Genomic DNA, 20,798 nt, shown 5'->3' on the forward strand with positions numbered 1-20,798 from the left:
GTGTCCCGGGGGGCTCCAGGTGGATCGGCCGCTGTTCGACGGGCGGGGCGTGCCGGAGGGTGCCCGCGAGGACGTGCTCGACGACGAGGTCGACCACAGCCATTCGTACGCCACCCGGGCCGAGGTGGCGGCCGTCGACCGGGACGCGCCGCTGAACGACCGCGCCGACGGCAACCACGTCGGGGTGTGGCTGCCGGGACCGGACGGCGGGCTCGTCCTGGACCACGTGACCGGGACGCCGCCCGCCGTCCTGGACGCGGCGGAGGAACTGTTCGGCGAGGACCTGTGGCCCTTCGAGTGGCCGCCCGGGGGCGAGGTCCGCCGGGCGGGGGCGGTCTACCGCCCGGTGGTGTACACGCCCCGGATGTTCGCCCCGCCGGACGGCCCGGCGTGGGGCCCGGTCCGGGCGGCCATGCGGGATCTGGCGGCCGTCCACGGTGACGAGAACGTCCGCCTGGTCGTCTGGTTCGGCTGAGGGCCCGGCCGGGCGGCCCGGCTACTTGGCGAGGGCGCGGCTGATGACCATGCGCTGGATCTCGCTGGTGCCCTCGAAGATGGTGTAGATGGCGGCGTCGCGGTGCATCCGCTCCACCGGGTACTCGCGGGTGTAGCCGTTGCCGCCGAGGATCTGGATCGCCTGGGCCGTGACGGTCTTGGCGACCTCGCTCGCGTACAGCTTCGACATGGAGCCCTCGGCCTTCGTGAAGGGCTTGCCCGCGGTGGCCATCCAGGAGGCGCGCCAGACCATCAGGCGGGCCGCGTCGATCCGGGTGGCCATGTCGGCGAGCTGGAAGGCGACGCCCTGGTTCTCGATGATGGGGCGGCCGAACTGCACGCGGGTCTTCGCGTAGTCGAGGGCGACCTCGTACGCGGCGCGGGCGGTGCCCACGGCCATGGCGCCGACCGCCGGGCGGGACGCCTCGAAGGTGGCCATGGCGGCGTTCTTCACGCGCTCGCCGCCGCCCGCCTTCGCCTTCTCGCGGGCGCGGGCCAGGCGCTCGTCCAGCTTTTCCTTGCCGCCGAGCAGGCAGGAGCCGGGGATCCGCACGTCCTCCAGGACGACCTCGGCGGTGTGCGAGGCGCGGATGCCGTGCTTCTGGAACTTCTGGCCCTGGGAGAGGCCGGGGGTGTGCGGCGGCACGATGAAGGAGGCGTGCCCCTTGGAACCGAGCTCGGGGTCGACGACCGCGACCACCACGTGGACGTTGGCGATGCCGCCGTTGGTCGCCCAGGTCTTGGTGCCGTTGAGCACCCACTCGTCCTTGGCCTCGTCGTAGACGGCCCGGGTGCGCATGGAGGCGACGTCGGAGCCGGCATCGGGCTCGGAGGAGCAGAAGGCGGCGACCTTGACGTCGTTCGCGTCGCCGTACATCTGGGGCACCCAGGTGCCGATCTGCTCCTCGGTGCCGTTGGCGAGGACGCCCACGGCGGCGAGGCCGGTGCCGACGATGGAGAGCGCGATGCCGGCGTCGCCCCAGAAGAGCTCCTCCATGGTCATCGGGACGCCGAGGCCGGTCGGGTCGAAGAACTGCTGGGCGTAGAAGTCGAGGGAGTAGATTCCGAGCTTGGCCGCCTCCTGGATGATGGGCCAGGGGGTCTCCTCACGCTCGTCCCACTCGGCGGCGGCAGGCCGCATGACGTCCGCGGCGAAGCCGTGGAGCCAGTCACGGACCTCCCTCTGGTCGTCGTTGAGCTCGAACGTGAACTCGGCCATGTTCCCTCCCAGCAGTACGTTACTTGCGGTAACACCAGTCTGTTACCGGTGGGTACGGCTGTCAACCTGCGGGTCTGCGCGGACGAAGCGGATCGGACGGTTCGGCGCGGGGCACCACTCGGGTGTTACGTTGCGAGAGCCTCAGGTCATCGCACGGGCGGGGAGACACGCTTATGGACATCGCACACCGGACCACCGACCAGCAGAAGCCCGCCGAGCAGCGGCGGCGCGAACTGCTGGAGGCGGCGGACCGGGTGGTGCTGCGCGACGGTCCCAAGGCATCCATGAACGCGATCGCGGCCGAGGCCGGCATCACCAAGCCGATCCTCTACCGCCACTTCGGCGACAAGGGCGGCCTCTACCGCGCCCTCGCCACCCGCCACACCGACGCCCTCCTCGCCTCGCTGCGGGCCGCGCTCGACGCCCCCGCCGACCGGCGCCGCCGGGTCGAGTCCACCCTCGACACCTACCTCGCGTCCATCGAGGCGATGCCGCAGGTCTACCGCTTCCTCATGCACCCCGCCGAGGAGTCCCACCAGTCCGAGCAGGGCTTCGACGTCGGCCGCCACTCCGCCCCGCTGCTCCGCCGCATGGGCGAGGAGCTGGGCCAGGTCATCGCCGAGCGCGTCGACCTCGGCCCGGCCGCCGAGGCACAGGCCCGGATCTGGGGCCACGGCATCGTCGGCATGATGCACGCCGCCGGCGACTGGTGGCTGGGCGAGCGCCCCTGCTCCCGCGCCGAACTCGTCCGCTCCCTCGCGGACCTCCTCTGGGGCCGCCTCGCCGAGGCCGAGGACCGCCCCGGCGGACCGGGCTTCTGACGGATTCCGCGCCTTCCGGACGAACCCCCGGCGGACCGGCCGGGGTCCCGGGTGGGAGCGACCCCGGAGCGGGGCGGGGCCGGTGGGGCGGGGCGGGGCGATGACGGAAGGGGGCGGATCGGAGTCGTACGGCTTCCGCTTCGTCTTTTTATGTGAGGGCGGTCACGCCTTCGCCCCAGGGCTGCTTGCGGATGGCGCGCAGGAGACGTGATCTGCGCCACCCCGTGACGTGCTCGGCGTAGACCCGGCCCTCCAGGTGGTCGGTCTCGTGCTGGAGGCAGCGGGCGAAGAAGCCGGTGCCCTCGACGCGGACCGGGGTGCCGTCGGTGCGGACCCCCTCCACCACCGCCCGGTCGAAACGGGCCACCGGCGCCTCCAGGCCCGGCAGGGACAGGCAGCCCTCGGGGCCGCCGTACGCGTCGCCGTCCGCCTCGACCAGGCGCGGGTTCACCACGTGTCCCAGGTGGCGCACGTCCTCGTCGTCCGGGCAGTCGTAGACGAAGACCCGCAGCCCCACGCCCACCTGGTTGGCGGCGAGGCCCACGCCGTGCGCGGCGTACATCGTGGCGAACATGTCCTCGACCAGCCGGTCGAGTTCGGGGCCGAACTCGGTGACGGGGGCGCAGGGCGCGTGCAGCACGGGGTCGCCGAGCAGGGTCATCGCCCGGACGGTGCCGGAGGTGCCGGGAAGGGGACGGTTTCGCATGGCCGTAAGGGTACGGTCCGCCGTGACCTCCTCATTTCATACGGTCGGCACGGTGCCGTGGTTCGGGCTCCTGGCCGGTTCTCGATAGGCTGAGCCCGGACCGACGCAAGGAGGATCAAGGACGATGTCAGGACACCCCGGTAATCCAGAGCCGCTGTCGCCGCGCGCCAAGCTGGCCGTGACCGCTGGCAAGGCGGCCGCCGCGGTGTCGCGGGCAGCCGGCCGCGGCAGTGGATCGGTGATCGGCGGCCGGGTGGCGCTCAAGCTCGACCCGGACCTGCTGGGCCGGCTCGCGCAGCACCTGGACGTCGTCCTCGTGTCCGCCACCAACGGCAAGACCACCACGACCCGGCTGATCGCCGAGGCACTGCGGGCCGCCGGCCCGGTGGTCTCCAACGCCCTGGGCGCCAACATGCCCGCCGGCATCACCTCCGCCCTCGCCGGCGGCGGTGACGCCCGGTACGGCGTGATCGAGGTCGACGAGAAGTACCTCGCCGGCGTCGCCCGCGACACCACCCCCAAGGCCATCGCGCTGCTGAACCTCTCCCGCGACCAGCTGGACCGCGCCGCGGAGACCCGCATGCTCGCCGAGAAGTGGCGCGAGGGGCTGAACGGCTCGAAGGCCGTCGTCATCGCCAACGCCGACGACCCGCTGATCGTGTGGGCCGCCTCCTCCTCGCCGAACGTGGTGTGGGTCGCGGTCGGCCAGGAGTGGAAGGACGACGCCTGGTCGTGCCCCTCCTGCGGCGGCGTCCTCCAGCGTCCGGGCGACGACTGGTTCTGCGGCGAGTGCGGCTTCCGCCGGCCCGCCCCGAGCTGGGCGCTCAGCGGCGACCACGTGCTCGACCCGCACGGCTCGGCCTGGCCGATCCGGCTCCAGCTGCCCGGCCGCGCCAACAAGGCGAACGCCGCCACCTCGGCCGCCGTCGCCGCCGTCTTCGGCGTCCCGCCGCAGGTCGCCCTGGAGCGCATGTACCAGGTGCAGGCCGTGGCCGGCCGCTACGACGTGGTCTCCTTCCAGAACCGGCAGCTGCGGCTGCTGCTCGCGAAGAACCCGGCGGGCTGGCTCGAAACGTTCTCCCTCATCGACCCGCCGCCGACCCCGGTCATCCTGTCGGTCAACGCGCGCGGCGCCGACGGCACCGACACCTCCTGGCTGTGGGACGTCGACTACGGCCGGCTCGCCGGCCACCCGATCATGGTGATCGGCGACCGCAGGCTCGACCTGGCGGTCCGCCTGGAGGTCGCGGGCGTGGACTTCCGCGTCTGCGACACCCTCGACGAGGCCGTCGCGATGGCCCCGCCCGGGCAGATCGAGCTGATCGCCAACTACACCGCCTTCCAGGACGTCCGCCGCCGCGTGGGCAACTGACCCCGTCCCGACTCGCAGAAGGACTTGCAGCATGAGTGAGAGCAGCCTGCGCGTGGTCTGGGTCTACCCGGACCTGCTCAGCACCTACGGCGACCAGGGCAACGTGCTCGTCGTCGAGCGCCGCGCCCGCCAGCGCCGGCTCAACGTCGAGCGCGTCGACGTCCGCAGCGACCAGCCCGTCCCCACCTCCGGCGACATCTACCTGATCGGCGGCGGCGAGGACCGGCCCCAGCGGCTCGCGGCCGAGCGGCTGCGCCGCGACGGCGGCCTCTCCCGGGCCGCCTCGAACGGCGCGATCATCTTCTCGGTCTGCGCCGGCTACCAGATCCTGGGCCACGAGTTCGTCAACGACCTCGGGGCGCGCGAGCCGGGCCTCGGCCTGCTCGACGTGACCACGGTCCGCGGCGAGGGCGCCCGGTGCGTCGGCGACGTGCTCGCCGACATCGACCCGCACCTGGGCCTCCCCCAGCTGACCGGCTTCGAGAACCACCAGGGCGTCACCCACCTCGGCCCGACGGCCCGCCCCTTCGCGCGGACCGTCTTCGGCAACGGCAACGGCACCGGCGACGGCACCGAGGGCGCGTACAACGACACCGTCTTCGGCACCTACATGCACGGTCCCGTGATGGCCCGCAACCCGCAGATCGCGGACCTGCTCCTGAAGCTGGCCCTCGACGTGAACGCGCTGCCGCCGACCGACGACCGGTGGTACGAGGCGCTGCGCGCCGAGCGCATCGCGGCCGCGTCGCAGCCCGCCTGACCCGACGTCAGGACGCCCGCGGGGCCGCACTTCTGAGCGGCCTAGCGCACATTGGATTCGTAAGTAAATACGGTGTCCAATCTGCGGACATCCGGTTCGGCCCCGCCACCCGGCAACGATAGGGTGGCGGGGATCCAGCCGGACGACGTGGTCCGGGAGTCGGCCCACGTTGCAAAGGTTTTTGGGCTATGCGCATTGGTGTGCTCACCTCCGGCGGAGACTGCCCCGGTCTGAACGCCGTCATCCGTTCCGTCGTGCACCGGGCCGTCGTCGACCACGGGGACGAGGTCATCGGCTTCCACGACGGGTGGAAGGGCCTCCTGGAGTGCGACTACCGGAAGCTCGACCTCGACGCGGTGGGCGGCATCCTCGCCCGTGGCGGCACCATCCTCGGCTCCTCCCGCGTCCAGCCGGCGCACCTCGTCGGCGGCGTCGAGCGGGCCAAGGGCCACGTCGCCGACCTCGGCCTCGACGCGATCATCCCGATCGGCGGCGAGGGCACCCTCAAGGCCGCCCACCTCCTCTCCGAGGCCGGTCTCCCCATCGTCGGCGTCCCGAAGACCATCGACAACGACATCGCGTCGACCGACGTCACCTTCGGCTTCGACACCGCCGTCACCGTGGCCACCGAGGCCCTCGACCGGCTCAAGACCACCGCCGAGTCGCACCAGCGGGTCCTCGTCGTCGAGGTCATGGGCCGCCACACCGGCTGGATAGCCCTGCACTCGGGCATGGCCGCCGGCGCCCACGCCGTCGTCGTCCCGGAGCGCCCCTTCGACATCGACGAGCTGACCGCGCGCGTCGGCGCCCGCTTCGAGGACGGCAAGCGCTTCGCGATCGTCGTCGTCGCCGAGGGCGCCAAGCCGCGCGAGGGCTCCTCCATGGACTTCAAGACCGCCGGCACCGACATCTACGGCCACGAGCGCTTCACCGGCGTCGCCAACCAGCTCTCCGTGGAGCTGGAGCGGCGGCTCGGCAAGGAGGCCCGCCCGGTCATCCTCGGCCACGTCCAGCGCGGCGGCACCCCCACCGCGTACGACCGCGTCCTCGCCACCCGCTTCGGCTGGCACGCGGTCGAGGCCGCGCACCGGGGCGAGTTCGGCATGCTGACCTCGCTGCGCGGCACCGACATCGTGATGGTGCCGCTGGCCGAGGCCGTGGAGACGCTGAAGACGGTCCCCGAGGAGCGCTACGCCGAGGCCCAGTCCGTGCTCTGAGCATCCCGTCGGACGCGCCCCGGACGGCCCGTCGCACGACACCCGCCCCCGGTCGCGAGCGCGGCCGGGGGCGGTTCTAGTCTGGTGCGGACAACAAGCGCGAAACGGGCTCGGCGCGCAATGGGCTCCAGGAGTAAGCGATGGATCACAGCGGGCACGGCATGACCACGGACCTGCCGCCGTTCACGCTGGGACGGGGCCTGGAGTTCTCTCCCGACCTCTTCTTCCTCTTCGGGTGCCTCGCGGCGCTCGGCCTGTACGCGTGGGGGGTCGCCCGGCTGCGGAGGCGCGGCGACGCCTGGCCGGTGTCCCGGACCGTCCTCTTCACCGCCGGCGTGCTGACGATCGCCCTGGTGATGTGCACCAGGCTGAACGACTACGGCATGGTCATGTTCAGCGTGCACATGGTGCAGCACATGGTCATCTCCATGGTCTCGCCGATCCTGCTGCTGCTCGGCGCCCCGGTGACGCTCGCGCTGCGCGCCCTGCCGGTGGCCGGACGGGGCTCGCTCGGGCCGCGCGAACTGCTCCTGAAGCTGCTGCACAGCCGGTACATGCGGATCATCACGCACCCGGTCTTCACCATCGGCATGTTCATCGCCAGCCTCTACGGCCTCTACTTCACCCCGCTCTTCGACACCCTGATGGGGTCGAAGACGGGTCACATCGCGATGATGGTGCACTTCCTCGCCGTGGGCTTGGTCTTCTTCTGGCCGATCATGGGCGTGGACCCGGGCCCGCACCGGCCCGGTTACGTGATGCGGATGCTGGAGCTCTTCGCCGGCATGCCGTTCCACGCCTTCTTCGGCATCGCCATGATGATGGCGACCCAGCCGATGGTGAAGGCGTACGAGAACCCGCCGGCCTCGCTCGGCATCGACGCGCTCGCCGACCAGAACGCGGCGGGCGGCATCGCCTGGGCGTTCAGCGAGATCCCCTCGGTGCTGGTGCTGATCGCGCTGGTCTACCAGTGGTACCACTCCGAGCAGCGGCAGGCGGTCCGCAAGGACCGGCAGGCCGACCGGGACGGCGACAAGGAACTGGCGGAGTACAACGCCTACCTGGCCTCGCTCCAGGCGCGCGGGCGCTGAACCGGCGGCTCCGGCCCCCGGGACCCTCGGGTCCCGGGGGCTTCGTGCTGTCCGGCGCGCGCCGGGAGCGTCCGGGGAGTAGCGCGCGCCCCCGGTGGGGGGTCACGATGGGAGGGCGGCCCCCCGGGCTCCGGCCGGGGTCTCGGCACGGGCCACGGAGGAGGGCGGGCGGATGTCCGGTTCCACGAAGGCGATGACGATCGTCACCTGCGTCGCGCTGGTGCTGATCACCGCATACACGGTGGCGCTCGGCAGCAGTGGCTGGCTGTGGTTCGGCTGGATCGTGCTCGGGGTGGCGACGCTCGGGATGGCGGCGGCGGACAGCGCCGACGCGGTCACGGTCCCGCGCGGACCGCGCGCGGGCGGGGCGGGTCCGGCGGCGCGCTGAGCCCCGGGGTCTCGACCGGGCCGGCCGACGGCCCGGTCAGCGCGGTGCGAGCACGAACCAGACCTGGCCGGGGGCGAAGGCGAGCGGGCTGCCGTCGGGGGCGGTGAAGGTGGTGCCGCCGGCCGGGTCGGGACGCGACCAGCGGGCCTCGTACGCCCGGCCGTCGCGCAGCACCGTCGCCGTGCCGGAGCCGGTGGTCTCGGTGTACGGGGAGACGGCGCCGTTGACGTCGTGGAAGGCGGAGGGGCGGACGGTCACCCGCTGGACGACGACGGTGGCGGGGGCGAGCGGGCCGGAGTCCGTACCGGTGACGGCGCGGCCGTCGATGGCGACGTGCCAGCCGCGGTCGGCGGCGGACCAGGTGAAGGCGTAGCGGGTGGCCGGGAAGCGGACGGTCTCGGTGGCGGTCGCGGTGCCGCCGGCGGGCGCGGCGCCGAAGCGCAGGCCGATCGGGCGGACGTCGGAGGCGTCCGGGGCGGCGGCGAGGGCCCGCCCGGGGTCCAGGTAGAGGTTGTGCGGGGCGGGCCGGTCCGGTGAGCGGCGGAAGGCCCGGGGCGCGGTGGACTCGCTGACCAGGTCGAGGGGCGCGGCTTCGAGGAGCGGGTTCAGCCTCGTCTGGGCGCCGGAGTAGGCGAGAGCCGGGTGGCCGAAGGGGCGCAGCAGGGAGAGGTCGGACTCGCGGGCGCTGCGGACGGGGCCGACGGTCTCGGGGAGGCGGGAGGAGTAGACGGCGAGCAGGCGGGTGACGCCCCCCTCGACCTGTTCGACGTAGACGAGGTCGGCGGCGCCGAGACCGGTCTGGGGGCGGGCCGGGGCCACGTTGTCTATCTTGACGGCGAGGACGGGGCCGGTGCGGGCGGGCAGTCCCGTGAGGGGCGAGGTCCCGGCCGGGGCGGTGGCGGGCGGGCGCGTCGGCGCGGGGTCGTGCGCGGAGGGATCTGTGCATCCGTACAGTCCCGCCGCGGCCACCGCGCACAGCAGGGCGGTGAGCGCGCGCCCGGGGCGCCGGGGTCCGCGCGCACCTGGCATGTCGGCCTCCCGGTGAGTCGGACCACTCCTACCAGTGGACCACGCGCGCCCGGGGGGTTACAACGGGCGTGACGGACGACGAACGGGGGCCTCGGTGTTCTACCGGCTGCTGAAGCACGTACTGCTCGGACCGCTGCTGAAACTGCTGTTCCGGCCGAGGGTGGAGGGGATCGGGCACGTCCCGGAGGAGGGTGCGGCGATCATCGCGGGCAATCACCTCTCCTTCTCCGACCACTTCCTCATGCCGGTGGTGCTCGACCGGCGCATCACCTTCCTGGCGAAGCAGGAGTACTTCACCGGGCCGGGCCTGAAGGGGAGGCTGACGGCGGCGTTCTTCCGGGCGGCCGGGCAGATCCCGGTGGACCGCTCGGGCAAGGAGGCGGGACGGGCCGCGATCCGGGAGGGGCTCGGCGTCCTCGGCCGGGGCGAGTTGCTCGGGATCTACCCGGAGGGCACCCGCTCGCACGACGGCCGCCTGTACAAGGGGAAGGTCGGGGTGGCGGTGATGGCGCTGACGGCCGGGGTGAAGGTGGTGCCGTGCGCGATGGTCGGCACCTTCGAGATCCAGCCGCCGGGGCGGGTGGTGCCGCGGATCCGCCGGGTGACGATCCGCTTCGGGGAGCCGCTGGACTTCTCGCGCTTCGCCGGCTCGGCGGACGAGCGGGCGGTGGTCCGGGCGGTCACGGACGAGATCATGTACGCGATCATGCGGCTGTCGGGGCAGGAGTACGTGGACGAGTACGCGGCCGTCGCGAAGGCGGCGGGGCCCGCGGAGTGACGCGCGGGGGCGCCGCACGAGGAGGAGGGGCGGTCGTTGTGCGTCCGCCCCTCCTCCGTCACCGCGTGGCTACGGCTGCGGGGTGGCGTGCGGGGCGCACGTCTGGTCCGCGGCGTCGACCCGGCCGGTCAGGAGGTAGTCCTCGACCTTGGTGTTGAGGCACGGGTTGACCAGGTTGGTGATGCCGTGCGAGCCGGCGTCCTTCTCCGTGATCAGGCGCGAGCCCTTGAAGCGCTTGTGCAGTTCCACAGCGCCCTCGTACGGGGTGGCGGCGTCGCGCTCGGCCTGGGTGATGAGCACCGGCGGGAGGCCCTTGCCGGTCTTCACCTGCACCGGCTTCTGGCTCGGGGCCTTCCAGGTGGCGCAGGGCAGGTTCATCCAGGCGTTCGCCCAGGTCATGAACGGGTACTGCTCGTGGAGGCGGGAGTTGTCCCGGTCCCACTTCTTCCAGCTGGTCGGCCACGGGGCGTCCGCGCACTCGACGGCCGTGTAGACGGCGTTGCCGTTCTCCGAGGAGATGTTGCCGGCGGTGTCGGTGAGGTCCGCGGCGGCGTTGTCGATCAGCGGCTGCGGGTCGCCGGCGGCGTACGCGCTCCACGCCTCGGCCACCGGGGCCCACATGGAGTCGTAGTAGGGGGCGTTCTGGAAGAAGCCGATGAGCTCGGCCGGGCCGACCTTGCCGCCGAGCGGCGCCTTCTTCGCGGCGGCGCGCAGGGTCTCCCACTGCTGCCGGACCTCGGCGAGGGTGTCGCCGAGGTGGTAGGTGGCGTCGTTCTGGGCGACCCAGGTCATCCAGTCGGTGAGCCGGCCCTCGAAGGCGATGTCCTGGCCGAGGTTGGCCTCGTACCAGATGGAGCGGGTCGACGGGTTGACGACGCTGTCCAGGACCATGCGGCGGACGTGCGTCGGGAAGAGGGTGCCGTAGACGGCGCCGAGGTAGGTGCCGTAGGAGACGCCGACGAAGTTGAGCTTCTTCTCGCCGAGCGCGGCGCGGACGACGTCGAGGTCGCGCGCGGTGTTGGGCGTCGTCATGTGCGGGAGCATGTCGCCGCTCTTCTCGGCGCAGCCCGCGGCGTACTCGGCGGCGAGCTTGCGCTGCGCCCGCTTGTCGGCCTCGCTGTCGGGGACCGGGTCGAGCTTGGGGCCCTTGACGAACTCGGTCGGGTCGACGCAGGAGATGGGCGCCGAGTGGCCGACGCCGCGCGGGTCGAAGCCGACGAAGTCGTACGCCTTGGCGGCGTTCGCCCAGATCTTGTTCTTCGTGGTGACGCGGCGCGGGAAGCGCAGGCCGGAGCCGCCGGGGCCGCCCGGGTTGTAGAGCAGGGCGCCCTGGCGCTCGGCCGGGGTGCCGGTGGCGGCGATCCGGTCGACCGCGATCTTGATCTTCTTGCCGTACGGCTTGGTGTAGTCGACCGGCACGGTGACCCAGCCGCACTGGATCGGCTTCTCCAGGCCCCAGTCGGCCGGACAGTCCTGCCAGTCGATGCCGGCCGCGGCGGCCTGGGCCGCGGCGATGGCGACCCCGGCCGCCGCGGTGTCGCGGCCGTGGCGCGCGCCGCTGTCGGCCGTGGCCGCCGGAGCCGCGAGCGCGCCCGCGACGAGGGTTCCGGCGACGAGCGTGCCGGCCGAGCCGAGCACTGCCGTGCGTCGTCTCACAGGTCCTCCCCCTGCTAGGTGTTCACATGTTCGGGCGATCCTTTCGCCAGAGGGGCCATCTCGTCATTCCGAACGCGTGTTTCTTTGCCGAACCCATAACCGGAGTGCGGAATCCGCTGAGCGGTACACCCGGATCCGGCTGGCTCCGGGGCGAGTTCGTCCAGCGCCGCGTCGAGGACCCGGCGCAGGGCGAGCGCGTCGGGGGCGACGGCGGTGACGAGGACGGCGGGTCCCGCGAGCGGGGTGAGCACCGCGTGCTCGCCGAGCGGGCGCGCCGCCGGCGGTCCGGCCCCGTACGCCGGATCGACGACGAGGAGCTGGCCGGTGGCCCGGTGACCGGCGAGGACCGCGCCGCCGTCCCAGCCGCCGGGGGCCCCGGGGCCGTACGCGAGTTCCTGGTCGAGCAGCGGACGGCCCGCGCGGCGGACGGTGAGGCGCGAGACGAGGGTGCCGGGCGGTTCGCCGTGCCGGCCGAGGACCTGCTCCTCGCGCAGGACGAGCCGCGCGGTGGCGGCGAGTTCGACGGTGGTGCGCACCCGCAGGTCGGAGCCGTGGGCGCTGACGAGCTGCTCGGGCAGCCAGCGCAGCACGCCGTCCGGACCGACCCGGAGGCGGAGCTCGTAGTCCGCCGGGTCCGCGGTGCGGCCGGGCAGGGCGAGGGTGGCGGCCGCGGAGTCGACCCGCAGCCGGGCCCGCTCCCGTACCTCGGTCTCGATCGCGAGCCGGTCCCCGCCGAGCGGCGCGCTCATCGCCCCGACGACCGTCACCCGCGCCCAGCCGGGGACGGCGGCGCGGGTACGGCGCAGGGCGAGCGGCCCGTCGCTCTCCAGGACCGGCAGGGAGCCGTCGGCCCCGGCCGCGATCCGGGCGGTGGCGCGCAGGCTCATGCGGTGGGCGCCGGGGCGGCGGTCCAGGCGGCGAGCCGCTCCCGCACCCACTCGGCGACCGGGCCGACGCCCTCCGCGGAGCGCAGCGAGGTGAACGCCACGGGCAGCTCGCCGCGCTGCTCGGCCGCGTCGCGGGCCATCCGGCCGAGGTCGGAGCCGACGTGCGGGGCGAGGTCGGTCTTGTTGACGACGAGGAGGTCGGCGGTGGTGACGCCGGGGCCGCCCTTGCGCGGGATGTCGTCGCCGCCGGCCACGTCGATGACGAAGACCTGGGCGTCGACGAGGCCCTTGGAGAAGGTGGCGGTGAGGTTGTCGCCGCCGGACTCGACGAGGATCAGGTCGAGCGGGCCGACGGCGTCCTCCAGCTCCTCGACCGCTTCGAGGTTGGCGGAGATGTCGTCGCGGATGGCGGTGTGCGGGCAGGCGCCGGTCTCGACCGCCCGGATCCGCTCCGGCGGCAGCACGGCCTCGCGGAGCAGGAACTCGGCGTCCTCGCGCGTGTAGATGTCGTTGGTGACGACGGCGAGTGAGAGCGTGTCGCGGAGTTGACGGCAGAGCGCGGCGACGGTGGCGGTCTTGCCCGAGCCCACCGGGCCGCCGAGCCCGATGCGCAGGGCGCGTCGGGTGCCGTCGGGCCGGTGGGCGTCGGCGGAGACGGCGCCGTGGTGGGAGTGACCGTGGTCGAGGTGCATGGGGCTCTCCTTGGTGCGTTACGAGGCGAAGAGGCGGACGGGCCAGGCCGCGTGCTGCTCGGCGGTGATGTCGAGCAGCGGCGCGGAGGCGGCGGGCAGCGCGTCGACCCCGCCGTGCGCGGCGGTCGCGGCCCGCGCGGCGACCTCGTCCATCACGGGCGCGAGCCGGGCCAGGACGGCGGTGGCCCGGTACGGGTCGAGGCCGAGGAGACGCACGACGGCGGTGGCGGGACCGCCGACCGTCTCGTACGCGGCGCAGTGCGCGGCGTCCTCGGGCCCCAGTCCCGCCGCCCGCGCCGCGGCGCCGAGGACGACGGGCTGGTGCGCGCCGCCCGGGAAGGCGGCGGCGAGCGCGTCGAGTTCCGGGTCCGGCCAGGCGGCGCGGGCGGCCCGCATCAGCTGGCGGCCGAGCCGGCGCGCGGCGGTGCGCAGGGCGGGCGAGGGGGTGCGGGCGTCGGCGGCGGCGTCGAGCTCGTACGGGTCGAGGCCGAGGGCCGCCGCGGCGGCGAGGCCCGCCGCGGTGAGGCCGACGGTGTGCAGACGCCCAAGGCAGAACGCTTCGAGGTCGGCGGCGTCGCGGATCCGACCGGCCTTGACGGCGGCCTCCGCGCCGCCGGAGTGCGCGTGCCCACCGGCGGGGAAACGCCCGTCGGCGAGCACCAGGAGGGCCGAGCGCGTCGTCAAGCGCGCCATCAGAAGAGGAAGTAACGCTGGGCCATGGGAAGTTCCGTGGCGGGGGCGGGTTCGACCGCTTCGCCATCGATGGTGACGGTGAAGGTGTCGGCGTCGACCTCGACGCGGGGCAGGGCGTCGTTCTCCCGCATGTCCGCCTTGGTGACGCGGCGAGTGGAACGGATCGGGACGAACTCCTTGGCCAAACCGAGCCTCTGCGGCAGGTCGTCCTCGACGGCCGCCTCGGCGGTGAAGTTGACCGACCCCGCGGCGGCCGCCCTGCCGAGGGAACCGAACATCGGCCGGGGCAGCACGGGTTGCGGGGTGGGGATGGAGGCGTTGGCGTCGCCCATCTGGGCGTACGCGATCTGCCCGCCCTTGAGGACGACGAGCGGCTTCACGCCGAAGAAGGCCGGCTCCCACAGGACGAGGTCGGCGAGCTTGCCGGGCTCGACGGAGCCGACGAGGTGGCCCATGCCCTGGGCGACGGCCGGGTTGATCGTGTACTTGGCGACGTAGCGCCGCACCCGGTGGTTGTCGGCACGGCCGTCCCCGGGCAGCGCACCGCGCCGCTTCTTCATGACGTGGGCGGTCTGCCAGGTCCGCAGGATCACCTCGCCGATCCGCCCCATGGCCTGGGAGTCGGAGGAGATGATCGAGATGGCGCCGAGGTCGTGGAGGACGTCCTCGGCGGCGATGGTGGAGGGCCGGATCCGGGACTCGGCGAAGGCGAGGTCCTCGGGGACGGCCGGGTTGAGGTGGTGGCAGACCATCAGCATGTCGAGGTGTTCCTCGATGGTGTTGACGGTGTGCGGCCGGGTCGGGTTGGTCGAGCTGGGCAGCACGTACGGCTCGGAGACCACGGTGATGATGTCGGGCGCGTGCCCGCCGCCCGCGCCCTCGGTGTGGTACGCGTGGATGGTGCGGCCCGCGACGGCGGCGAGGGTGTCGCCGACGAAACCGGCCTCGTTGAGGGTGTCCGTGTGGATGGCGAGCTGGGCGCCGGTCTCCTCGCAGACGCCGAGGCAGGCGTCGATGACGGCGGGGGTGGCACCCCAGTCCTCGTGGATCTTGAAGCCGAGGGCGCCGCCGCGCAGCTGGGAGTGCATGGCCTCGCGGGACATGGTGTTGCCCTTGCCGAGGAGACCGATGTTGACCGGGAAGGTGTCGAGGGCCTCGAACATCCGCGCCATGTGCCAGGGGCCCGGGGTGACGGTGGTGGCCTTGGTGCCCTCGGCAGGGCCGGTGCCGCCGCCGACGAGGGTGGTGATGCCGGTGGCGAGGGCCTGTTCGACGACGGTCGGCGAGATGAAGTGGACGTGGGTGTCGACGCCGCCGGCGGTGACGATCCGCCCGTTGCCGACGACGACCTCCGTCTCGGGGCCGATGACGAGGTCGGGGTGGACCCCGTCCATGGTGTCGGGGTTGCCCGCCTTGCCGAGGGCGGTGATCCGGCCGTCGCGGATGCCGATGTCGGCCTTGACGACCCCCCAGTGGTCGATGACCACCGCACCGGTGATCACGGTGTCGGGGGCGCCCTCGGCACGGGTGGTGCGGGCCTGGCCCATGGACTCGCGGATGACCTTGCCGCCGCCGAAGACGGCCTCCTCGCCGGCCCGGCCGGGACCGCCGGAGCGGTCCTCCTCGATCTCCACGAGCAGGTCGGTGTCGGCGAGCCGGATCCGGTCGCCGGTGGTGGGGCCGAACAGGTCGGCGTACACGGCGCGGTGGAGGTCAGGCACGAGGGTCTCCGTTCGGCGCGCCGGGGGCGGGGGTGGAGGAGGGGGAGGGCGTGGGGGTGGGGGTGGAGGAAGGGACGGGTGTGGGCGCGGGGGTGGGGGCGGGACCGGGGGGAGCGGCCGGGGTCGTGGGGGTGTCGAGGGGGCCCGCGGTCTCGCCGCGCAGGCCGGGGACGACCCGGCGGCCGGCGATCGGGACGAGCTCGACCTCGACGGGGATGCCGGGCTCGAAGCGCACGGCGGTGCCGGCGGCGATGTGCAGGCGCTTGCCGCGCGCGGCCGACCGGTCGAAGTCGAGACCGGGGTTGACCTCGGCGAAGTGGTAGTGGGAGCCGACCTGGACGGGCCGGTCGGCGGCGTTGAGGACGGTGAGGCGGGTGACGGGGCGGCCCTCGTTGAGGGGCACGGGCCCGTCCCCGTACAGGATCTCTCCGGGGATCATCGGCGCGGTCCCCCGTCAGACGATCGGGTCGTGGACGGTGACCAGCTTGGTGCCGTCCGGGAAGGTCGCCTCGACCTGGACGTCGTGGATCATCTCGGGGATGCCGTCCATGACGTCGTCGCGGGAGAGGACCTTGCGCCCGGAGGCCATCAGCTCGGCGACGGTCCGCCCGTCCCGCGCGCCCTCCAGGATGTGCGCCGTGATGAGGGCGACGGCCTCGGGATGGTTGAGCCTCACCCCGCGAGCGCGACGCTTCTCCGCCACGTCGGCGGCCACGTGGATGAGCAGGCGTTCCTGCTCGTGCGGGCTCAATTGCACTCTTCCACCTCACAGTCGTCGGCCGGGCCTGACCCGGACAGCTGCGGACCCTACCGACCGTCAACACCTTGTTGAACTGGAGAGATGCGCTGGAGGGCCGGACATTGCACGTTAGGGCGGAAGTTTTTCCGGCTCGTTAACTCGAGCTTTGCGATTCGATGATCATCGGACCGGGGTGGGGCTGGGCGGGGGTGGGTCGCCCCGGTCTCGGGTCACGCCCCCGCTCTACGCCTCACTCCACGTCCTGCTCCACGCTCCGGCGCGCGAAGACGATCGCGCGCCGGGATGCGGCGGGCCGGTCGTCGTAGGGCTGGAAGTCGGGGCGGGGTGGGATGCGGGGGGCGGGCCCGGGGGTCAGCCCGCGCCGGGCTCGCGGTGACGGGCGGCGATGCCGAAGCGGCCCTGTTCGCCCTTGGGGGAATTGAGCACGCCCGGACCGGACAGGCCGGACAGGGAGGTGATGACCGGCTCTCCGGTCCCGTCCGGCTCCGCCGCCTCCAGCTTCTCCAGTCGCTCCAGGTCGGCGGCCGAGACCAGGGCGACGAGCGGCTTCCCGTGGCGGGTCACGACCACCCGCTCGCTGCCGTACACCACGCGGTTGATGAGGTCGGCGAGCTCCGCCCGCGCTTGCGTCACCGGGATCTCGTAGGTCATGCTCCTCATCTTACGGTCTGTACGTCCTGTACATTTTTTACAGAAGGAGGCGCTCTTCATGGACGCACGCCACGTACTGCCGGAGTTCTCGGAGCGGATCTCGTACGGAACCCGGACCCTCGACCCGTACGCGAAGCTCCTGGAGAACCGAATCGTCTTCCTGGGCACGCCGGTCGACGAGATCGCCGCGACCGACGTGATCGCCCAGCTCCTCCACCTCGACCACGCGGCCCCGGGGCGGGACATCTCGCTCTACCTCAACTCCCCCGGCGGCTCGATCACCGCGACGACCGCGATCCACGACACGATGCGCTCCCTGGCGAGCGACGTGGAGACGACCTGCCTCGGCCAGGCGGGTTCGACGGCCGCACTCCTGCTCGCCGCCGGCACCCCCGGCAAGCGCATGATGCTGCCGGGCGCCCGCGTGACCCTGCGTCAGCCGACCCTGGACGAAACTCTCTCCGGACAGCCCTCCGACCTGGAGATCCACGCGCGCGAACTGCTGCGACTGCGCGGGGTGATGAACGCGCTGCTTTCCGCCTACACCGGCCTGGAGGAGGAGCGGATCGCCGCCGACACCGAGCACCTGACCGTGCTCGACGCGCCGGCCGCGCTCGCGTACGGCCTGATCGACCACGTGATCGACGACCGCCGCACCGCTTCCGTCCCCGTATACGACTCCGATCCGGACCCCGCCCTCGGCGCCGGCCCGGATTCCGGTTCCGGCTCAGATTCCCGCTCGGATTCCGACTTCGGCTCCGGCCGCGACCTCGACTCCGACTCCGACTTCGGCTCCGGCTCCGGCTCCGGCTCCGGCTCTGACGCGTCGGTCCGGTGAGGCCGCGATGGTCCCCGAGCTTCCGCCGCTGCCCGCCCTGACCCGGGCCGAGGGGCAGTTCATCGACGCGTACCTCGAAGTCGTCGACCTCCTGGGGAAAATCAATCCATCCAGGTCCTCGCATACCTATGGCGCCCTGCGCGCCGCACAAGCGCTGGTCGGACGCGTGGAGGCGCTTCGCGAAGCCCTGACGCTCATGCATATGCGGGGCGAGAGCGAGGTCCACGCCGACACATTGGCCTGCGCGCTGCGGGTGTTGGACGGCGAGCGACGGACGACCCGGGTCACCGTGCCCGGAACACGGGCCAGTTGACATTCCGACGTGTCGTGTCGAGCTCCGGACGGCCGACACGGAACGCAGAAATGGTCCCCCGTTCGGCGTAGTTCCGTAGTCGACAGATGGAGTGGGCGACTTGCGCAACAGGTGTACGCATTTGGCGGAATAGGACATTCCGACGCTGGTAAGGGGCTCGTCGGCCAAACCTACGACGATCACGAAACCCTCTTGTCCACCCGTATGGATCAGTCGTGAGGAGCCTCACATAACGCCGTTTCCGCTCGGTTTTCACCCGCACCGTGGGTCAAGATCCCTGACGACGACAAGCCCCCGCCACCCAGGCGGGGCGGTCCGGGCGGACGCCGAGTCCTGCCGCCGTCCCGGACGTCTGGTCGACAGGATTGGATCGGCAGGAGTGGAGGACCCGAGCAGTACGGGTCGACCGCGCTGAATCCCCAGCGCGGCCGTCCCTCGGGGTGAAGCCGCAGCCGCGGCCGGGCATCTTCGCCTGCCCGAACCCGACAGGTCATCCTTCACAGGCGGCTGACGAAGGGTTGCGCATGACTGCGCAGATGCATGTCCCGTCCCTGCTGTCCCGGGCGGGGGCCGTCTCGGCTCTCACCCTCGCCGCCGTCGGCGGCACGCTCCTCGCCCCCGGAGCGGCACCCGAGGCTCAGGCAGCCACCTCCCACGCGACGAAGGCACTGGGCGTCGCCGCGTCCAAGAAGGGCGCGCCCTACCGGTACGGCGCCGCGGGACCCACCCGCTTCGACTGCTCCGGGCTCACGCTCTACGCGTACAAGAAGGCGGGCAAGTCGCTGCCCCGCACCGCGCAGCAGCAGTACAACAAGACCCGGCACATCTCCGCCTCCAGCCGGCAGAAGGGTGACCTGGTCTTCTTCCACTCCGGCGGCAGGGTCTACCACGTGGGGATCTACGCCGGTAGCGGCAAGATCTGGCATTCGCCCAAGACCGGCTCTTGGGTGAAGCTCGACAAGATCTGGTCCTCGAAGGTCTACTACGGCCGCGTGCGCTGACCCACGGCGCCTGCGGGCGTGTCCCCGGGTGCGGTGGCGCCGCCGCACCCCTCCCGCAGGCGCCGGGCACGACCACCGGAGAACCGGCATCGCCTCACGGCCTTCCGGTACGGAACCCCGGGATCCATCCGGACGGTGCTCCTCCCCGAACCCCACGGCCGCGCGAAAGATCGCGGTCGTCCGAAACCTCACGGCCCCGGTGGCGGCGAGATGCCCGCCCCCAGGTGTCAGAGCTCGACCGGACTGTCGTCCGTCCCCAGTTCTGCCCAGAACGCGCCGAAGTCGTCGAGACCGGCGAGCGGCGAGGCCTGAGCGAGGTCGACGATGCCCCGGACGACGGCGTGGACCATCTGGGGATCCCCCGAGTCCATGGCCCGGTCGAGGCGGACGAACATCTCCTCACCGGTTCGCGCGCGCTCCGTGAAGACCCGCTCGAAGTAGAGCCTCAGAGTCTCCTCGGCCGCGTGGACACGATCGACCTGGACGCGCTCCGCCGCCGCGACGACCGCGCGCTTCGTCTGCTCCTCCTGCCGGATCCTGCCGTACTCCCGAGCAGCCGCCACGATCTCGTTGAGCGCGGCGAACGCGTCGACGGCGGGAATCGACGCGGATCCCGACCGCAGCACCTTCCCCACGTGCACCGTGTCAGCCATCTCCGTCCTCCTTGAGCAGGGTGCGATACCTCATCGTGAAACCGGCCGTCTGCTGGTTCGGTTCCCCGGCCGCGTCGACGATCTGCGTCGACGCCACGTCGCGCACGGCGACGGCCAGCGTCAGGGCCCGCCGGAAGGGAGCCGCGTGGGCCGCCGGGTCGAACGGCTCGGACTCGAGCAGGTCGAGGGCCAGGACCGCCCGCGCGACAAGCCTGTCGAGCAGCGTCTCCAGCTCCCCGGCCCGCGCGATGATCCCGTCGAACTTCGCCTTCGTCGCCCGCATCTCGGCGATGGCGACGTTGACCTCGGCCTCGTTCTCCCGTGCTCTGGTCTTGGCCTTCTCGCCCTGCCCGGCCACCATGAGGCCGCTCACCAGGATCGCGGGCCCTACCGTGACGAAGTTGAGGGCAGCGGCACCGACCGCCATTCCACCACCGCCCGCCGCGACGCTGCCACCCCCGAGCGCGGCCAGGGTCGCGTTCGTCATGGCCGCTCCGGAGAGGGCCGAGATGGCGGTGCCGGTACTCGCGACGGCGAACGAGGTGACCGCGGTGGTGACCCCGGCGTTGATCCCCGCTCCCGTCACCGCCGCTCCGACGATCCCGCGCATCCAGGCGATGGCGTCCTGGCCGAGGCTCCGGTCGAGCTCGACCCGCCCGGTCGTCGAGTCGAGCCCGTCCACCAGGAGCTTCTCGCTCTCCGCCACCTGCTTCTCGTGCCGTCGCAGAAAGTCGGCCATCCGCTCGACGACCACGCGAACGGCGTGCTCCTGGCAACCGCCGAGCGCCTTCAGCCTCTCGTTGGTGAGCGCCTCGTGCGCCTCCAGCTCGCCACGCTCCTCGTCGTAGCGCGCTCCGACCTTCTGGATGCGGGTGTTGGCCCGCTTGATCTCGTACCCCCCCTTGATCCCGAGGGCCGCACCACTCGCACCACTGACGGCCCCGACGCCGATCAACACCAACGGAACCAGCGGAAGGACCATCGAGCTTCTCCGGATCAGTTCACAGGGCTCACGACCACCCGCATCGTAGTGCCCCCTCGGCGGGCCCGCGGAAGC

General features: G+C 72.6%; 21 protein-coding genes and 3 pseudogenes. 11 read left to right on the forward strand and 13 right to left on the reverse strand.

Annotated elements, in window-relative coordinates:
* The first annotated feature begins 19 nt into the window (after window positions 1-19).
* Window positions 20-475: a hypothetical protein gene (locus IE326_RS25030; RefSeq protein WP_229915607.1), complete on the forward strand. Its 456-nt coding sequence runs from the start codon at window positions 20-22 to the stop codon at window positions 473-475.
* A 21-nt stretch (window positions 476-496) separates the two neighbouring features.
* On the opposite strand, the gene IE326_RS25035 is transcribed toward IE326_RS25030, so the two are convergent.
* Window positions 497-1,714 carry an acyl-CoA dehydrogenase family protein gene (locus IE326_RS25035; RefSeq protein ID WP_190043065.1) on the reverse strand — a complete coding sequence of 406 codons (1,218 nt, stop codon included), beginning with the start codon at window positions 1,712-1,714 and terminating at the stop codon, window positions 497-499.
* Window positions 1,715-1,887: 173 nt separating this feature from the next.
* On the opposite strand from IE326_RS25035, the gene IE326_RS25040 reads away from it, so the two are divergent.
* Window positions 1,888-2,535 (forward strand): TetR/AcrR family transcriptional regulator, encoded by a 648-nt coding sequence (locus IE326_RS25040; protein WP_190043066.1) that lies wholly within the window; start codon window positions 1,888-1,890, stop codon window positions 2,533-2,535.
* Between the two features lie 148 nt (window positions 2,536-2,683).
* Here the strand turns inward: IE326_RS25040 and def are convergent, their stop codons facing one another.
* Window positions 2,684-3,241, reverse strand: a complete 558-nt coding sequence (gene def, locus IE326_RS25045) for a peptide deformylase (RefSeq protein ID WP_190043067.1) — start codon at window positions 3,239-3,241, stop codon at window positions 2,684-2,686.
* A gap of 124 nt (window positions 3,242-3,365) precedes the next feature.
* Here def and IE326_RS25050 point away from each other — a divergent pair, with 124 nt between their 5' ends.
* The 5 genes from IE326_RS25050 to IE326_RS25070 all read left to right on the forward strand — a co-directional run bounded on the left by IE326_RS25050 (window position 3,366) and on the right by IE326_RS25070 (window position 8,069).
* Complete coding sequence (locus tag IE326_RS25050; RefSeq protein WP_030746767.1) at window positions 3,366-4,613, forward strand: Mur ligase family protein; 1,248 nt, start codon at window positions 3,366-3,368, stop codon at window positions 4,611-4,613.
* A gap of 31 nt (window positions 4,614-4,644) precedes the next feature.
* Entirely contained in the window at window positions 4,645-5,373 is a 729-nt protein-coding gene (locus IE326_RS25055; protein WP_150227061.1) for a type 1 glutamine amidotransferase, read from the forward strand.
* A 188-nt stretch (window positions 5,374-5,561) separates the two neighbouring features.
* Complete coding sequence (locus IE326_RS25060) at window positions 5,562-6,590, forward strand: 6-phosphofructokinase (protein WP_150227062.1); 1,029 nt, start codon at window positions 5,562-5,564, stop codon at window positions 6,588-6,590.
* Window positions 6,591-6,730: 140 nt separating this feature from the next.
* Window positions 6,731-7,681 (forward strand): cytochrome c oxidase assembly protein, encoded by a 951-nt coding sequence (locus tag IE326_RS25065; RefSeq protein ID WP_190043068.1) that lies wholly within the window; start codon window positions 6,731-6,733, stop codon window positions 7,679-7,681.
* Window positions 7,682-7,853: 172 nt separating this feature from the next.
* Window positions 7,854-8,069 (forward strand): hypothetical protein, encoded by a 216-nt coding sequence (locus IE326_RS25070; protein WP_150227064.1) that lies wholly within the window; start codon window positions 7,854-7,856, stop codon window positions 8,067-8,069.
* Window positions 8,070-8,105: 36 nt separating this feature from the next.
* On the opposite strand, the gene IE326_RS25075 is transcribed toward IE326_RS25070, so the two are convergent.
* Entirely contained in the window at window positions 8,106-9,098 is a 993-nt protein-coding gene (locus IE326_RS25075; RefSeq protein ID WP_190043069.1) for a DUF3048 domain-containing protein, read from the reverse strand.
* Window positions 9,099-9,192: 94 nt separating this feature from the next.
* Between IE326_RS25075 and IE326_RS25080 the strand changes: the two genes are divergently transcribed.
* On the forward strand, window positions 9,193-9,876 hold the full coding sequence (locus tag IE326_RS25080) for a lysophospholipid acyltransferase family protein (protein WP_190043070.1): 684 nt from the start codon (window positions 9,193-9,195) through the stop codon (window positions 9,874-9,876).
* Window positions 9,877-9,945: 69 nt separating this feature from the next.
* On the opposite strand, the gene IE326_RS25085 is transcribed toward IE326_RS25080, so the two are convergent.
* The 8 genes and pseudogenes from IE326_RS25085 to IE326_RS25120 form a co-directional block, all read right to left on the reverse strand.
* Window positions 9,946-11,532 carry an alpha/beta hydrolase gene (locus IE326_RS25085; protein WP_229915608.1) on the reverse strand — a complete coding sequence of 529 codons (1,587 nt, stop codon included), beginning with the start codon at window positions 11,530-11,532 and terminating at the stop codon, window positions 9,946-9,948.
* Window positions 11,533-11,681: 149 nt separating this feature from the next.
* Window positions 11,682-12,419, reverse strand: a pseudogene (locus tag IE326_RS25090) (urease accessory protein UreD); the annotation flags it as partial.
* Window positions 12,416-13,111 carry an urease accessory protein UreG gene (gene ureG, locus IE326_RS25095; protein WP_190043072.1) on the reverse strand — a complete coding sequence of 232 codons (696 nt, stop codon included), beginning with the start codon at window positions 13,109-13,111 and terminating at the stop codon, window positions 12,416-12,418. The gene ureG and the pseudogene IE326_RS25090, both read right to left, overlap by 4 nt.
* 18 nt (window positions 13,112-13,129) lie before the next feature.
* Window positions 13,130-13,804, reverse strand: coding sequence for an urease accessory protein UreF (locus IE326_RS25100; protein ID WP_150227070.1), 675 nt, complete (start codon window positions 13,802-13,804; stop codon window positions 13,130-13,132).
* Window positions 13,804-15,525 (reverse strand): urease subunit alpha, encoded by a 1,722-nt coding sequence (locus tag IE326_RS25105; RefSeq protein WP_190043073.1) that lies wholly within the window; start codon window positions 15,523-15,525, stop codon window positions 13,804-13,806. The genes IE326_RS25100 and IE326_RS25105 overlap by 1 nt, the downstream gene beginning before the upstream one ends.
* Window positions 15,526-15,658: 133 nt before the next feature.
* Window positions 15,659-15,964, reverse strand: a pseudogene (locus IE326_RS25110) (urease subunit beta); the annotation flags it as partial.
* Between the two features lie 15 nt (window positions 15,965-15,979).
* Window positions 15,980-16,282, reverse strand: coding sequence for an urease subunit gamma (locus IE326_RS25115; protein ID WP_030746741.1), 303 nt, complete (start codon window positions 16,280-16,282; stop codon window positions 15,980-15,982).
* Window positions 16,283-16,636: 354 nt separating this feature from the next.
* Complete coding sequence (locus IE326_RS25120; RefSeq protein ID WP_190043075.1) at window positions 16,637-16,936, reverse strand: type II toxin-antitoxin system Phd/YefM family antitoxin; 300 nt, start codon at window positions 16,934-16,936, stop codon at window positions 16,637-16,639.
* A gap of 58 nt (window positions 16,937-16,994) precedes the next feature.
* On the opposite strand from IE326_RS25120, the pseudogene IE326_RS25125 reads away from it, so the two are divergent.
* From IE326_RS25125 to IE326_RS25135, 3 genes and pseudogenes are all read left to right on the forward strand, one after another.
* Window positions 16,995-17,594: pseudogene (locus IE326_RS25125) on the forward strand (ClpP family protease); the annotation flags it as partial.
* A gap of 187 nt (window positions 17,595-17,781) precedes the next feature.
* Complete coding sequence (locus tag IE326_RS25130; RefSeq protein ID WP_190043076.1) at window positions 17,782-18,087, forward strand: hypothetical protein; 306 nt, start codon at window positions 17,782-17,784, stop codon at window positions 18,085-18,087.
* A 524-nt stretch (window positions 18,088-18,611) separates the two neighbouring features.
* On the forward strand, window positions 18,612-19,088 hold the full coding sequence (locus tag IE326_RS25135) for a C40 family peptidase (protein ID WP_150227073.1): 477 nt from the start codon (window positions 18,612-18,614) through the stop codon (window positions 19,086-19,088).
* A 227-nt stretch (window positions 19,089-19,315) separates the two neighbouring features.
* On the opposite strand, the gene IE326_RS25140 is transcribed toward IE326_RS25135, so the two are convergent.
* Entirely contained in the window at window positions 19,316-19,741 is a 426-nt protein-coding gene (locus IE326_RS25140) for a hypothetical protein (protein WP_150227074.1), read from the reverse strand.
* Window positions 19,734-20,699, reverse strand: coding sequence for a hypothetical protein (locus IE326_RS25145; protein ID WP_229915693.1), 966 nt, complete (start codon window positions 20,697-20,699; stop codon window positions 19,734-19,736). The genes IE326_RS25140 and IE326_RS25145 overlap by 8 nt, the downstream gene beginning before the upstream one ends.
* Between the last annotated feature and the right edge of the window lie 99 nt (window positions 20,700-20,798).

The sequence above is a fragment of the Streptomyces filamentosus genome, assembly GCF_014654895.1.
GTDB lineage: Bacteria > Actinomycetota > Actinomycetes > Streptomycetales > Streptomycetaceae > Streptomyces > Streptomyces filamentosus.